The following is a 13,947-nucleotide window of genomic DNA, read 5'->3' on the forward strand; positions in this document are numbered from 1 at the left end:
ATGACTGCGTCAGGCCGCTACGCGGTCGACGTTCTTGAGCTGAATGACGTAGGCCTGCACTTCGGCAGGGTCGTAGCGCACGTGCTTACCGATACGGAAGCTGGGAGGCCCGGTGCGCTTCTTGCGCCAGGCGTAGACGGTTTCCTTGGGCACCTTGAAGAGTCCGGCGATGTCGTCGGGCGTGAGATAGCGGTCGGGCAGGCCGGCGCGCAGTGTGGTGCGCGCGTCGGGTGCCGGGGTTTTGGTGGTCACGTTGCTGCCTCCGAGGGCGGAACGGACTGAGGGGCCCTTGCCCCCTCCTGTCAGGGCCGCTACGTCCGCTACCGCCGCTACCGTGCAGGTCAGGGGGCCTGTTTGTGGTAGCGGGAGGGGTAGCGGTAGCGGATGGGTAGCGGCGGGGTAGCGGACCGGATGGCTGGTTGCCGCTACCCCGTTGTTGCTGGTCAGGCCAGGTTTTCGGTGCCCGGTAGCGGAGGTAGCGGACTTTCCGGGGGTGGGGGGCAGTAGCGGGCCCACGCGTCCCAGAGATCGGCGGTGTAGTAGCCCTTGAGCACGCTCCCGGCGGTCTTGATGTTGCGGGAGGCGATGGGCTCGTTGTCGGCCGTCATGTACTCGGCGAGCATCTTGGACAGGCGCCGGTTGTCGAGCGGCTTGCCGTGAAGATCGGCCCATGGGGCGTCGTCCAGGGCGTTGAGCCTGTCGAGGATGGCCACGGTGGGCAGGCGGTCGATGCCGACCATGACGTAGTCGCGCAGGTCGGTCAGCAGCCGGACGCCAAGAGAGCCTTTGTCGTTGGCCCGGGACGCGGTCACGAGCGTCACGCACGCGTCCCGCGCCCGGTCGGGCCAGGTGCCGCCGATGGCGTCGGCGATGGCGAGCAGGGGTTCCCACACGTCGGCCGGGCGGTCGGAGACGCCGTCGGGCATGTCGGGCCACGCGCCCATGACGAACCCCCGGGCGTGTTCGGCCCACTGCGCGAGGCGGTCACGGAGCTTGTGCCCTTCCGCTTCGTGGCTGCGGGCGCGGAAGGGTTCCACGCTTTCGTTGCGGGCCCGGCGGCGCATGCGGATCACGATGGATCGGGTCATGATCGTGTCCGGCAGTGCTCCGAGTCCGGCGACCGCGACTCCGCAATAGGACGGGAAGGCTTGCACGGTCTGGTTGCCGCCGTCGCCGATGCACCGGTAGGTGACCCCGGTACGGCGGTGACCTGCATTCAGGAACCCGCGCAGCTCCTCATTATCTCCTGCCTTGGGACCGAAGATCGTGTCAATCTCATCGAACAGGATCGTCGGCCGGCCGTTGGGGTTGGACACGGACCGGAACAGGGCCGCCGCACTGGCGTTGACGGCCGTCATCGGCTGGGGAACGAGGGTTTCCACGACTTCCAGCGCCCGCGACTTCCCCGACCCCGGTTCCGGGGACAGGAACGCGAGACGGGGGGTGGAGTCGAAGCAGTCGAGCAGGTGCGCGTGCGCGTCCCACAACGCCACAGCCACGTAGGCCGCTTCACTGGGGAAGACGTTGAACCGGCGGTGGAAGGCTTCCACCTCGTTCAGCAGCGCGGCGCCGTCGATGATGTCGCTCATGCGGCGGCCCTCCCTTCCTTGGTCGTGCCGTTGCGGAGCGGGCAGGTGTCTCGGTGCGCGGTGTGGTCCTCGGTGAGGGCGAGGACCCGGCTGAGGCCGATGGCGAACAGGTCACGGCCGCACGCGCACCACGACGTGGCGCTGGGTGTCGCGCCGTAGGGCGCACGGATGGTCAGGCACCCGCTGATGTACCGCCCGTCGCCGTACTGCGGCTCAGGATGAACAGCAGTGGGGACGCCTTCGGCGACGACCCTCGGCCCGCCCACGGCCGGACGTACTACGGCCAGTTCGGCGTCGCGGGGGTTGTCGGACGGTGCGGTGAGGCTCTTAGAGCGCGGGGGGGTGGTCATGCGGCCCTGCCCCGTGGCGGGTTGTGGGTGATGGACCAGTCCAGGGCCCGGCGGATCACGTCGTCGTAGTAGCGCTGCGACTGTGTGGCGTTGGCCCCCGCCGCTCCTCTAAGAGCTTCCTCAACCCGGACGCGGGGGAGGTCGCCGGATGCGATGAACCGTCCCAGGGCGCGTGCGGCCCGTAGCAGGGTGGTGTTGCGGGTGCCGTCGCCGGCGGTGGCGACGTTGCGCACCTCGTTGTCGAGCGCTACATCCGCATACCGGCGGGATTGCCCCGCTACGACCCGTGGGGGCGCCTGTACGGGCTTGGGGGCCGGTTGGAGGATGCTCAGCAGCCAACCGGGCAGGGCGGCCGTCTCAGGGCCGCACAGAGCTTCGTAGGGTCCGGCGGGGGTGGTGCTCCCGGCGGCGACGACGTACCCGCCGGATGCCCGGGTGTCGACCAACGGGGCAATGGTGCCTGCCGTGTTGGTCAGCCGCACCCCGGGAGGGGCGGTGAAGTACAGGTGCTGTCCGCCGCTCGCAGTCCGCACCCGGTAGGTGGTGGGGACGGCGTGGCCGGCGCGCTCGCAGAGCGCCGTGAAGGTCGTCACGCCGGTAGGCGTGTCCGAACTGCCCCTGACGCCCGTGGTCTTGGGCATGTCGAGATCGATCACGACCAAGCCCGAAGGTCCGGCGGCGATACCGATGTTGAACGGGCGTACCGCCCAGGCGCGGCGGATGCGGTCCGGGTCGGTGGTGGCCCGGTCCTCCCACTTGCGGTGACCGCCCGCGCAGTCCCCGGTGCCGGGGCAGGCGCTCTCGCCGTGCAGGGCAGGGCGCTTGCCGCCGGGACGGAGCGGGAACACCGCCCAGCCGCGTTCGGCCGCTTCCAGCGCGGCGGCGAGTAGGGGTCGCTTTGGGTCGGCGGATGGGGTCATGCTGGTGTCTCCAGTTCTCTTCGGGGGACTGGCAGGCGAGGGCGGCCCGTGACTTTGGCGAGACGGGGGCCGCCCTCGGTGCTGCTACTTGACGATCAGGTGGTCGGGGTGGCGTCCGTGCATGTGGCTGACGCAGTCGGCGCAGTCGGTGCGCTGGTCCTGGGCGGCGTGGATGCTGCGGTCGTGGGCGTGTGCCCAGCACTGGCGGCATTCGCCGCGCGGGGGGTTGTGGGGGTTGGCCATTACTCCCATCCTGGTTACTTTGCGTATCGGGGAGGCGGGTGGATGGTGCCTGCGCGGGGGCCGTTTGCGGGGGTGGTTCCGGGGTCGGGAGAGGGTGGCTCCCCAGCCTCCCCACGCTCCCCATCTGGGGTGTTGTCGCAGATCAGTGCGGGTGAGGCGGGTTGGGGAGGCGGTTGGGGAGAACTCCCCAGGATGTGTGCGCCTCCCCAACCGCTTCCCCGTCACTGTGCGTTGATCTCCTCGCCGGTGTCGGTCTCGTCGGCGCGGGTCTCGATCGCGGCGAGGACGCGGGCCCGGGAGATCATCTGGTTGCCGTTGTACTTGCGCGGTTCCGCGCCGAACGGCTTGAGTGCCTGTACCAGGTCTGACGCGGACCATGACCGGTAGACCTCCGGCCACCGTCCTGCCAGGTGCTGGCGGACCTCGTCGGACTTCATGCGTTCCTCGGTGGCCAGGACGGCGGCCACGTCGGCAAGGTGGTCAACCTCCCGCGCCGGGGCTTCCGACCCGGTGGAGGTCTTCACCCCGGCGCGCAGGGCCTTGGCCCGCTCCGCGATGACCTCGGCGTCCTCGGGCCCGATGTAGTGGGTCCGGGCGGTGACCGACGGCTGGCCGGGGGCGAGTTTGACCCCGTCGCCGGCCACCACAAGGGTGCCCTTGTCGAGACCCTGGCGCAGCTTGTGCGGGGCCGCGCCGGCATCGACAACGGAGTCGCCCACGGCCATGCGGGACTGGGACTCGGTGCCCAGGACCAGTGAGGCGCGGATGTGGTTGCCCTCGCGGGAGCGCTTGGGCAGGTTCTCGTTGGTCGGGTCCTGGGTGCCTTCCCAGGTGGTGACGTTCACCGCGCGTCCCTGGTCGTGGATCTTCTTCACGGCCTGGAAGTAGCGGCTGTCCGCCTTCGACCCCCCGAAAGAGGCGCCGTAGCGGACGGTGCCGCTCTCGGTGACGTAGGTCTCCCGGGCGCCGGAGCCGTAGGCCACCTGGGCTTCGTCAATGAGGAAGACCAGGGGGTTGAACCGCAGGTCGGACAGGATCTTGTCCTGACTCCAGCCCTTCGCGGTCAGCTCCCGCATCAACGCGATGCGGTCGGCCATCTCCCGCACGCCCTCTTCGAGCATCTCGGTGGCCTCGATGACGTGGTCATCGGTGGGGCCCTGGATGAGGACGGTGGCGATGCCGTCGAACATCTGCCAGTCACCCACACCCTTGAGGTCGGCGATGCGGAACTCCACCCGGACGTCGAGCGCCAGCCACAGGGCCAGCGCCCGCAGGCTGGCGGTCTTGCCCTGGTTGGACAGGCCGGTGATGAGCATGTGCTTCTGCCACAGCGAGACCAGCACTGCATCCCCGCGCAGGTCGACACCCCACGGGGCACGGGCGTGGTGCATGTCGGCGCTGGCGTCCGGGTCGGTGACCAGCGGCGAGGGGCCGATCGGCTGGTCAAGGGCGCCGGAGTCGGCGATCCACATGCGCACGGTCCGTGCGGCCGGCGGGATCGTCATGTGCAGTTCGTGTTCATGGCGGTTGAGGTTTTCGGCGAGCTTGCGCCGCTTGCCCAGCACTTCCTCGGTGCTCACCCCGGAGGGCAGGGTGACATCGACTTCCACCCCGCAGCCGGCCAGTGTGATCGGCCCGAGCATGCCGGCCGCGCCGTCTGCCATCTCCTTCACGGCCTTGCGCAGCGCGGAAATGCCCAGGTCGGACAGGGCCTTGACGACGACGGACGGGGTGACTGGGACATCGTCCATGGCCCCGGATGCGGGGCGGGCCCACGCGGGTGCGGTCTGCTGCTGCTGGCCGGCCCGCCACAGATGAGACAGCCCGACCAGCAGCGTCAGGGCGAGAGCGGGCCCCCACGCGACGCCGATAAACCAGCACACGGCGCGGATCGCATCGACTGCGGCCAGCGTCGGCGCGATCACGTCATGCACGTCGTGGTCGTGGACAGCCATGCAGGCACCGAGCAGCAACAGCGCGCCCTCAGTTGCGGCGACGCCGATCGCCGCAGACCGGGCCATCTGCGGAACACCCGCGATCAGTTCCATCCGGCGGCGGTGCCGGTCGGTGCGGAAGCGGTCGGCTTTCTCCTGCCACTCCGCAGCCAGCTCATGGTTGCCTGCGGCCACTGCGGCGGCCCGCATCTGGTGGTGCACCGCCACGGTGCGGCCCTGCCACGCCCGCCGGGCAACGATCCCCGCCCCGCCCGTGAGGTAGAGGGAGTGGCGGGCCAGGGCACGGCCGCCGGCGCGGGTGCGCTCGTGTTGGGCGGCGCGTCCTATGGTCCGGCCGGAGCGGACCCACAGGGGCACGGGCGCCGGGGGCGCCGGGTCGGGCACCACGGTGAGGACGGGCGGCCCCGGCTCGTCGGCAGGGGCGTTCTTGTGCAGGCTGATGACGTTGTCGGACATGATGAGACGTGCTCCTGTCTGCCCCTGCGGGGCGGATGAGTGAGGGACCCGCGACGGCCGGCTGTCTTGGCGGATGACGGCCGTCGCGGGGCTGGTCACAAGCCGATGCGCCGCGCAGCACGCTCCGTGCGCCGCAACGTGTCCTCGGCCCGCCTGAGCGCCGTCCGGGCCGCCGGGCGTTCGGTGCGGTCGGCGGTGCGCAGCGCGGTCTTGGCGACCGCGACGGCCTTGCGGGCGACGTCCAACTGCCTGCGCATGGCGTCCTGTTCGCGGGCGTTGCGCTGTGCGGCCCGGTCGGTGATGCGGTCGACACGGCGCGTCAGATCATCGATGTAGACCTTTTCGCCGGCGGTGCCGCGCTTGACCATCCGCGCGACGAGAGCAGCGGCACGGGCCTTCTCACCTGCGGTAAGCCGCAGGTCCTGCTGTGCCATCGTGGGATCTCCCTTCGGGCCGGTCCGTCCGGTCCTCTGCCGTCACCGGACCCGGCAGGGGGCCCGGGGGCGACAGAGGCACGGCGGATCAGCGCCGGCGCAGCGACTTCGCCGCACGCTTGCCGTCCGTACCGCCGACGGAGCGCACCACGGTCACAACGGCCCAAGCGGACACGACGATGACCAGGGCGACGACGGCCAGGGAGATGGCCATCGACGTCATGGCCGCAACGAGCATCGGGCCGAAGTAGACCGACGCGCCGACCGCGCCGGCGCCCATGCCGGAGCCGAGCGCGACGCGCTGCACCGTGCGATCCGGCGGGGCCTGGTGAATGTGCACGACCTGCGGCGACTGCTGCTGCGCGGGCAGGTCGCCCGGGTGGATGTAGGCGTGGCGGCCATCGGGCAGTTGCACGACCGTACGCGGGGCAGGGAGCTGTTCCACGGGTCCTCCAAAGCGGTGTGCGGGGTGGTGCCGAGTGCCCCGGGCCCGATCCGATCGGGCGCCCTCACGGCAGCGTTGCCGGGGCGGGACTGTCGGGGTCAGGCGGGGGTGATGTCGCGGGCGCTGACGATGGCGTCCCGCGTGATGCGGGGGGTGTCCATGGCGATACGGACGTCACCGCCGCTGATGTGCTCAAGAAGGGTGACTCGCTGGCCGGTGGCCTTGAGGCGGTACTGGTCGCTCTGTGCGGTGGGAGTAGTCGTGGCCGTGCGCTTGCTCTTGCCGAACATGCGGGTCTCCTTCGGTGGAACCGACCGGAGGGTCGGAGTGCCCCGGGCCCGATCCGATCGGGCGCCCTCACGGCGTGGATGCCGGGGCGGCGGGGTGCGGTCAGGTGGCGCACCATCCGGAGTCGCAGGAGCCGTCTGCTTCATCGAAGATGGGCAGCAGGTCGACCCCGTCGGGGATGGCCTTGCGCAGGGGCCGGCCGAAGCGGGTCAGGTAGACGTGGTCCTTACCGAGTTCGTCGCGCCGCTTGTTGAGGAGTTCTTCAAGCTGGCAGGACTTTTCAAAGAGTTCCGGCTGTGTGCGGCGCATGTCGTGCCAGGTCTCGGGCCGGTGGAAAGGGCAGAACCAGCACGAGGACTTCGGCGGCACGGGCAGTCCCGCATCCCGGATGATCCGCGCACAGTCGATACGCCGAAGTCCCAGTTCAAGCAGCGGGTAGACGATCTGCTCGTGCGGCTCACAGCGCCGGTTGTTGGCCCGATGGATCTCATCAAGGCTGATCCCAATACCGATCGTGGCCGGGGCCGCTTTCGTGGCTCCCCGCCGCTTCAGCTCACGGGCGATGACCTTGATTTTGAAGTCAGCCGTGCACGAGCGGGTGCCGGGCGCCCCGTTCGACATCCGCACGGGTATCGCCAGTGACCGGCTCCCCTCCTTGGTGAGCTGGCCGTGCAGCGTGCGGACCTCACCCGTGCGGACCATGACACGGTCCAGCAGCACGAGTTCAATCCCATGCTCAGCCGCATACGGCCGGGCGTGCTCTTCCAGGTACCGCAGGGTGCCCGGGTTCTCCGAGTCCTCACCGACGTTGGCCATCAGGAACGTGCGGAAGTCGATACGGCCCTGAGCGGCGAGAACGAGCAGCGCGGTCGACTGCACGCCCCCGCCGTAGCTGATGGACCGGACAGGCCCGGCGGCGGGGACGATCGTGGGGGCGCTCATGCCGCCACCTCGTCCGGTCCGGCGGCGCGTTCGGCACGCAGGGTGTCGCGCAGTCCGCGCGCCTTCTCCGCAGACGTGTGGACACCCTTACGGATGGCCTCAGCCGTCAACTCCCCGTCCGACCAGTCAGCCGTCAACTCCCTCGTCTCGGTGAGGAGTTGGGCGGGGGTGCGGGTGGGTCGGGGGGTGCGGGCGGCGGCGGGTACCCGACCGGTCGCCCGACGCGGACGGGTCGACTCCGCACCGACCGACGCTAGAACCGGCGCCGACTCGGTCGGCTCCGGCAGTGCGGAGGCGTCGGCTGCGGTCGGGGCGGGAAGCTCGGCCACGGGAGGCGCGGCGATGATCGGTGCCGGGGTCGACTCTCCCAGGTCAGACATAGACCGATTCGCGCTGATCTGCGTCGATTTCTGGTTGTCCGTGGTGGTGTCGGGTCGGTGGTGCAGCACCTTCGCGACCAGGTCCGAACCGAAGTAGATCGACCCGACCGGAAGCGACGTGGCGAGCAGGACCAGAGCCCAGTTGGCGGGGTCCCAGTCGGCCAGTCGACCGACGTCGACCGCACCGCCGTGCAGCGCGGGTACGAGTCCGTGCACGTAGTTGAGGACCAGGGACGCGGCGGTGTAGGTGGCCAGCACCCGCAGCGCCGTCCTCTTGTCGTCCCTGTCGGTCAGGACCAGCGTCCCGATCAGGGCCAGGGCCATCAGGCCGTCGACCACGAACGGGTAGAGCAGCGAGGCCGTGGCGTCCGCGCCGATCGCGCGGGCCACATCCCGCAAAGCGTTCCAGGACACGCGGAACGCCATGCCGACCACACCGACCAGGGCCAGCACAAGCAGCGTCTTACCGGTGCGGTTCATGCTCCCACCCCCGGCACGTGCGCCGTGGTGTTGGCCAGGTCCCGGCGGGCCGCCAGCACCTTGCGCCGGGCCCGGCGGATACGCCGCGCGTCCAGCTCGTTGGCCGGCCGGTCCATGGCGGTGATCTGCGCGTCGAGCAGGTCGACGTCCGCGAGGATCGCGGGCATCTCCGTCTCGATCGCGTCCAGTTCCGCGTCGGTCGGCTCAAGCCATGGGGCGAACGCCGTGAGGGCGTCCAGAACAGTAATCTGGTTCATGAGTCGGTCTCTCCCTAGCAGGTGGCACGGCTCGAACAGCGGCCCCGGAGTTGCATCTCCGGGGCCGCGCGCCGTTGCGGGGTGGGGCGTAGTCAGTTCTGTTCGGCGGCCGTGCGGACGAAGTGGTCGGCGGCGGCGATGGCCTCGGTGCGCAGAGCGGCGAGGGTGCCGGCGTCAGTGGCGGACCGCATGGCGTAGGCGGCGCGGGCGGCGGCGTCGGCGGGGACGGCCAGCGCGGGCGCGAGGATCGTGAGCGTGGCGAGCGGGGTGGTGAGAGCGGAGCGGGTGACGTGGCTCTCAGCGCGAACCGCGTCGTAGGCGTCTCCGTAACCCTCACGCAGTCGCAGGTCCTCCCGGACCCACATGGCCCGCCGGTGGTCGGCGAGAGCGGCGGCGACCGCCGTCACGGCGGAGAGCCGGTCACGCGCCGCCATCTCGTCGCGCGCCTCGGCACGATCGGCACGGGCCGAACGCTGCTGCAACACGTAGGCGGTGACGGAACCAAGCAGGGTGCCGAGTACCGCTATCAGGCTGGCAATCATGGGGTGACCCTTTCCGGCGTGTGAGGAGCCGTCAGACGGTGGCGATGATCAGCGCGCCGATCAGCAGCCATACGTGGTGAAAAGACTGGTCAAGCGCGTAGGCGCCGGTACCGAGGTGCCCGGCGGGCTTGCCTGTTGCGGTGACGGGGGCCGCCGGGTGTGTACCGGTGCCGAGCGAGTAGAACTCGCCCTTGCCGGCCACCTTGGCGAGCCAGGCGAGGGTCGAGCGGCGGTCCGCCCACCAGTGGGTGACCGCGTCGCATCCCAGACCGAGGACGATGCCGAGGGCGCTCACGCGCAGGTCCAGCAGCAGGACGACGGCAAGAAGGGCGACAGCCTTCGTCAGGGTCAGGCCAAGGACGTGCCGGGTGTCGGCGAGACGGCCGACCCAGCCGGGACGCCCCTTGTCCGCGCTCTGTACCGAGGTCTGTACCCAGTGATCACCAACCGAGTGACCCACCAAGAGAGCGACGAACACGGCGGCGAAAGTAGCAGCGGGCATGCGGGGGATCTCCTGTCACAGGAAGGTTCGGAGCTGTCCGGCTCCCCTCAGCACCGCTCGTACGAGACGAGCGGTGGAGGCAACCGGCCGAAGCGGAAACCGCTGCGGAGTGTGGTGGTCGAGCGTTCGGAACTCGCATTCGCACGGCGCTGCTCGTTCCGGGGAGTTCCGAGGTCCCGGAAGTCTGAGGTCGCAGTTTCAAGGTGTGCCGTGCGGTTCTTAGAGCCGATGGCGTTCCCGGTTAGGGGTGTGGGCCCCGGTGTGAAGGGGGCCGGTTCTCGGTCGGCTGGTCTCCACTCGCCTCGGCCGGAACGGTCACGGCCGCCGTGCTGCGGTGGATCACGCTGTGGAGTTGTCATGCCAAGCCCGCAGGGCCTGACGGTCGTTCGCGGGTTTGTGGGCAAACCCTCGAACTGGTTATGACCGTAGCGACACCGAGGGCAGCGCGCAAGGGTTTGCCCACAAACCCGCGATCCGGGATGCTGTACGGATGGACCCTCAGCCGACAGCCGTGCAAGCTCCCATCCACCTACGGATCGCGGACGACCTGCGCATGCAGATTGAGCGAGGAGATCTCACGCCTGGAGACTCGCTCCCGACGCTGGCCGACATCTGCGGCATCTACAGATGCTCCATGAACAGCGCGCGCTCAGCAGTCGCCCTCCTGAAGGCGCAGGGGCTCATCACTGCCGGCCGTGGCAAGGCTCCCGTGGTGCGCATTCCGCCGGGAAAGGTTGTCCGCTCCTCCGAGCGGCATCAGGCAGAAAAGGACCTGGCGCGGCGGCCCAAAGAAGAGCGTGGCGCCATAGGGGAAGCAGAAACGAATCTCAACATGTCAATCGTGGATCAAGTGTTCAAATCCACGTATGACAGAATCAAAGCGAACGCTGACCTGGCCGAAGTGTTTGACCTTGAAAGTGGCGCTGAAATACTGCGACGGCGGTATGTGTCACACGATGCCCGCACGGGGCTCCTTCTGTCGTTCAGTACGTCCTATATGCCGGTGGACTTGGTGAAGGCCAATCCAGACCTGTTGGACGAATCCAAGGAACCGTGGCCCGGTGGCACCTTGCACCAACTCTCCACTGTGGGGATCGAAGTCATGTGCATGGTGGACCAGGTCACTGGAAGGATGCCCACCACGGTAGAGGCTCAGCAATGGGGACTCCCTGAAGGCGTTCCCTTGCTACTCTGTCGCCGCATCTCTCTGGACACGGAAAACCGAGCCGTCGAGATCTCTGACGCGGAGTATCCGGCGGACCGCACGGAACTCAGATTCGTTAGCCCGCTGAAAGCATGGCGGAAAAAGTCCGCACCCAAGCCTTCAGGGAACGAGGAATAGAAACCGTGAGCGTCAACTTGAGTGACACAGATTCAGGGTTCCTTGCGCACGCGATCGAGCTGTCACGTCACGCCCTCGAAGACGAAGGGAAGACGCCTTTCGGTGCCATCGTCGTAATCGGCCAGCAAATCGTGAGCGAAGGCACGAGCAGCGTCGTTGAGCTTGCCGACCCGACCGCACACGCAGAGGTGATGGCGCTGCGCAACGCGGGCCGAAAGCTGGGCCAGCACCTCTTCGAAGATGGCGTCATGTACGCCAGTAGCGAGCCCTGCCCTATGTGCCTTGTCGCCTGTTACTGGGCCCGGCTGCCCCGCATCGTGTTCGGCGCTACGAGCCACGATGTCGCCGTGAACGGCTTCGAGGATCTGCAGCTCTACAGGGAGCTAACCCGCCCGGCAGACCTCCGCTCGCTGCGCGAGGACGTAGCCGAAGGCCCCCTTGCTCTAGAGGCCGCCGAGGTGCTGCGTTCTTGGTCTGCCGCACTGCCGGATCCAGTGGTACCGAAGCTCTGACTGCTCTCTGGCGAGCCGCAGAGGGTCGCCCCGCGTAGCTGCTCTTCTTCACGAGGAGCCACAGTGCGGCATCGCTGGGCCCTCGCTGGGCCCTCCGAGGGTGACGAGTAGCGGCCAACAACGACCAAGCACGACGGTTGGATCGCAGGTCAGGCAAGGGGCACACCCTTCTGACCAGGGCCGGAAGTCTGGCCCGCCAGACCCAGGGCAAGAAGAAGTAACCAGCACAGCTCAAGGCCACCTGCGGAATCTCCGCCGGTAGGGGCCTTAATGCTGCGCCGGTGCCGTCTCTGGGGCGTCTCCAGGCCGTCGTACGCGAAAAAACCCGAGCGACGGATCCGGGGCGTCCGGGATATTGGGCGTCATGGATGAGGTCGAGGTCGTCGTCGCCCATTCCGAGCGCGCCACCCTGCGTGTCGGTGATGTGTTCCTGAAGGTGGACGCCGATCAGGCGCGCCTCGACGGGGAGGTCGAGGCGATGGCGCTGGCGCCCGTGCCGACTCCGGAGGTGTTGTGGCGCAAGCCGCCCGCGCTCGCGATCGCCGCGGTTGCGGGGACGGCGCTCGGGCGCCTCGGCGAGCCGTCGACCGCGTCGCCGGCGGCGTGGGCCGCGGCGGGCGCCGCCGTCCGGGCGTTGCATGAGGCGCCGTTGCCGCCCTGGGCCGCCCGGGGGAAGGGCCCCGACGAGCTGGCCGCCGAGCTGGACAGCGAGTGCGAGCTGCTCGTGGCGGGCGGTGTCCTGCCCGCCGACCTGGTCACCCGCAACCGCCAGGTCGCCTCGGCCGCGCTCCGGCCGTGGACTCCGGTGTTCATCCACGGTGACCTGCAGATCGCTCACGTGTTCGTCGACGGCGCCGACGAGATCACGGGCATCATCGACTGGTCCGAGGCGGGCCCGGGTGATGCCCTGTTCGATCTCGCCAACCTGACGCTCGGACACGAGGAGCACCTCGGCGACGTCGTCGCCGGCTACGGCACCGACGTCGACCTCGACGTGATCCGCGCGTGGTGGTCGCTACGGAGCCTGCTGGTGATCCGCTGGCTGTCCCAGCACGGCTTCGACCCGTTCGCGCCGGGCTGCGAGGTCGACGTGCTGAGGTCCCGGATGTGAGGAGACGTGTCGAGGGCCCCTGCTTGCGGCCGGGGCCCTCGAACGTGTGTGCCTGGGGTGTGGCGTCAGCCGCCGCATTGGCAGGGGGCGCCTGACTGGCAGCCGCAGCCGCAGCCTGAGCCGCAGCCGCAGGCGGCCAGCAGGGGGAGGTGGGTGGCCTCGGTGGGGACTGTGGCAGGGGCTGTTTCCGGCTGGGGATCGGTCGCGGGGGAATCGGCCATGGGCCCTCCTCAAAGGCGTGCGTCCTCGAAGGCGTGCGGCAGTGTCGTCCTCATCGCCTGCCACCATTGGATGCCCACACCCGCGGGCGCATCAACGGCGCACGTACGCAGACGCTTCCGTACGCCCCCTCGCACGCCCCAATGCGCCGTACGCTCCCGTGCGCTGCCTACGCACCCTCCACCGGGATGTCCGCCTGCTGGATCTCGTCCGCGTGCTCGCCCGTCACCAGGTAGACGACCCGCTTGGCCACCGACACCGCGTGGTCGGCGAAGCGCTCGTAGTAGCGGCCCAGCAGCGTCACGTCCACGGCGGTCTCGATGCCGTGCTTCCAGCGGTCGTCCATCAGGTGCTGGAACAGCGTGCGGTGCAGCAGGTCCATCTCGTCGTCGTCCTGCTCTAGCTGGAGCGCCAGGTCGACATCCTTCGTGATGATGACCTCGGCGGCCTTCGCCATCAGCCGCTGCGCGAGCTGCCCCATCTCCAGCAGCGTCGTGTGCAGGTCGTGCGGCACCGGCGACTCCGGGTAGCGCAGCCGCGCCTGCTTGGCGACGTGCTGGGCGAGGTCGCCCGCGCGTTCCAGGTCCGCGCTCATCCGCAGCGACGTGACGACGATCCGCAGATCGGTCGCGACCGGCTGCTGGCGGGCCAGCAGTGCGATGGCGCGCGCCTCCAACTGGTGCTGCAAATCGTCGACCTTCTGGTCCGCGGCGATCACGTTCTCCGCGAGCTTCAGGTCGGCGTCGAGCATGGCGGTGGTGGCACGCCCGATGGCGGAACCGACCAGCCGGGCCATCTCGACCAGGTCGTCGCCTATCGAGTCAAGTTCCTCGTGGTACGCGTCCCGCATGGGTGTGTCCCTCTCTTGCTCATGCCGTCTCATGCTCTTGCCATGGTGCCGTGCCGGCCGGTGCGGGTCCGGGACGGATACTGCTCCTGCGACGTGCCCGGCCCCACGGTCCCACGTTCGGTGCGCTACG

The 13,947-nt window shown here is 69.2% G+C and carries 18 protein-coding genes; 3 read left to right on the forward strand and 15 right to left on the reverse strand.

The window, feature by feature from the left end:
- Positions 1 to 9: 9 nt before the first annotated feature.
- The 14 genes from ACZ63I_RS02565 to ACZ63I_RS02630 all read right to left on the reverse strand — a co-directional run bounded on the left by ACZ63I_RS02565 (position 10) and on the right by ACZ63I_RS02630 (position 9,783).
- Complete coding sequence (locus ACZ63I_RS02565; protein ID WP_469334617.1) at positions 10 to 252, reverse strand: helix-turn-helix transcriptional regulator; 243 nt, start codon at positions 250 to 252, stop codon at positions 10 to 12.
- A gap of 191 nt (positions 253 to 443) precedes the next feature.
- Entirely contained in the window at positions 444 to 1,589 is a 1,146-nt protein-coding gene (locus ACZ63I_RS02570; RefSeq protein WP_469334618.1) for a DUF3631 domain-containing protein, read from the reverse strand.
- The gene (locus ACZ63I_RS02575; RefSeq protein ID WP_469334619.1) at positions 1,586 to 1,939 is read right to left on the reverse strand and encodes a hypothetical protein; all 354 of its coding nucleotides are present in this window, start codon (positions 1,937 to 1,939) and stop codon (positions 1,586 to 1,588) included. The genes ACZ63I_RS02570 and ACZ63I_RS02575 overlap by 4 nt, the downstream gene beginning before the upstream one ends.
- The gene (locus tag ACZ63I_RS02580) at positions 1,936 to 2,859 is read right to left on the reverse strand and encodes a bifunctional DNA primase/polymerase (protein WP_469334620.1); all 924 of its coding nucleotides are present in this window, start codon (positions 2,857 to 2,859) and stop codon (positions 1,936 to 1,938) included. Before ACZ63I_RS02580 ends, ACZ63I_RS02575 begins: the two co-directional genes overlap by 4 nt.
- Positions 2,860 to 2,943: 84 nt before the next feature.
- Entirely contained in the window at positions 2,944 to 3,102 is a 159-nt protein-coding gene (locus ACZ63I_RS02585; protein WP_469334622.1) for a pRL2-8, read from the reverse strand.
- 221 nt (positions 3,103 to 3,323) lie between these two features.
- On the reverse strand, positions 3,324 to 5,513 hold the full coding sequence (locus ACZ63I_RS02590; protein WP_469334624.1) for an FtsK/SpoIIIE domain-containing protein: 2,190 nt from the start codon (positions 5,511 to 5,513) through the stop codon (positions 3,324 to 3,326).
- 95 nt (positions 5,514 to 5,608) lie between these two features.
- On the reverse strand, positions 5,609 to 5,947 hold the full coding sequence (locus tag ACZ63I_RS02595; protein ID WP_469334626.1) for a DUF6257 family protein: 339 nt from the start codon (positions 5,945 to 5,947) through the stop codon (positions 5,609 to 5,611).
- An 88-nt stretch (positions 5,948 to 6,035) separates the two neighbouring features.
- Positions 6,036 to 6,392 (reverse strand): DUF6251 family protein, encoded by a 357-nt coding sequence (locus ACZ63I_RS02600; protein WP_469334628.1) that lies wholly within the window; start codon positions 6,390 to 6,392, stop codon positions 6,036 to 6,038.
- Between the two features lie 98 nt (positions 6,393 to 6,490).
- Positions 6,491 to 6,682, reverse strand: coding sequence for a hypothetical protein (locus ACZ63I_RS02605; RefSeq protein WP_469334629.1), 192 nt, complete (start codon positions 6,680 to 6,682; stop codon positions 6,491 to 6,493).
- Between the two features lie 100 nt (positions 6,683 to 6,782).
- Entirely contained in the window at positions 6,783 to 7,622 is an 840-nt protein-coding gene (locus ACZ63I_RS02610; protein WP_469334631.1) for a phosphoadenosine phosphosulfate reductase, read from the reverse strand.
- Positions 7,619 to 8,482, reverse strand: coding sequence for a DUF2637 domain-containing protein (locus tag ACZ63I_RS02615; protein ID WP_469334633.1), 864 nt, complete (start codon positions 8,480 to 8,482; stop codon positions 7,619 to 7,621). Before ACZ63I_RS02615 ends, ACZ63I_RS02610 begins: the two co-directional genes overlap by 4 nt.
- A complete protein-coding gene (locus tag ACZ63I_RS02620; RefSeq protein ID WP_469334635.1) occupies positions 8,479 to 8,739 on the reverse strand; it encodes a DUF6284 family protein in 261 nt (86 codons plus the stop codon). Before ACZ63I_RS02620 ends, ACZ63I_RS02615 begins: the two co-directional genes overlap by 4 nt.
- A gap of 92 nt (positions 8,740 to 8,831) precedes the next feature.
- Positions 8,832 to 9,281 carry a protein kilB gene (locus ACZ63I_RS02625; RefSeq protein WP_469334637.1) on the reverse strand — a complete coding sequence of 150 codons (450 nt, stop codon included), beginning with the start codon at positions 9,279 to 9,281 and terminating at the stop codon, positions 8,832 to 8,834.
- Between the two features lie 31 nt (positions 9,282 to 9,312).
- On the reverse strand, positions 9,313 to 9,783 hold the full coding sequence (locus tag ACZ63I_RS02630; RefSeq protein ID WP_469334638.1) for a transcriptional regulator: 471 nt from the start codon (positions 9,781 to 9,783) through the stop codon (positions 9,313 to 9,315).
- A gap of 490 nt (positions 9,784 to 10,273) precedes the next feature.
- On the opposite strand from ACZ63I_RS02630, the gene ACZ63I_RS02635 reads away from it, so the two are divergent.
- The 3 genes from ACZ63I_RS02635 to ACZ63I_RS02645 all read left to right on the forward strand — a co-directional run bounded on the left by ACZ63I_RS02635 (position 10,274) and on the right by ACZ63I_RS02645 (position 12,748).
- Positions 10,274 to 11,125: a GntR family transcriptional regulator gene (locus tag ACZ63I_RS02635; RefSeq protein WP_469334640.1), complete on the forward strand. Its 852-nt coding sequence runs from the start codon at positions 10,274 to 10,276 to the stop codon at positions 11,123 to 11,125.
- Positions 11,126 to 11,130: 5 nt separating this feature from the next.
- Positions 11,131 to 11,637, forward strand: coding sequence for a nucleoside deaminase (locus tag ACZ63I_RS02640; protein WP_469334641.1), 507 nt, complete (start codon positions 11,131 to 11,133; stop codon positions 11,635 to 11,637).
- Positions 11,638 to 12,001: 364 nt separating this feature from the next.
- Entirely contained in the window at positions 12,002 to 12,748 is a 747-nt protein-coding gene (locus ACZ63I_RS02645) for a phosphotransferase family protein (RefSeq protein ID WP_469334643.1), read from the forward strand.
- 388 nt (positions 12,749 to 13,136) lie between these two features.
- On the opposite strand, the gene phoU is transcribed toward ACZ63I_RS02645, so the two are convergent.
- Complete coding sequence (gene phoU / locus ACZ63I_RS02650) at positions 13,137 to 13,817, reverse strand: phosphate signaling complex protein PhoU (protein WP_469334644.1); 681 nt, start codon at positions 13,815 to 13,817, stop codon at positions 13,137 to 13,139.
- Between the last annotated feature and the right edge of the window lie 130 nt (positions 13,818 to 13,947).

Source organism: Streptomyces sp. NPDC087906 (assembly GCF_055584925.1).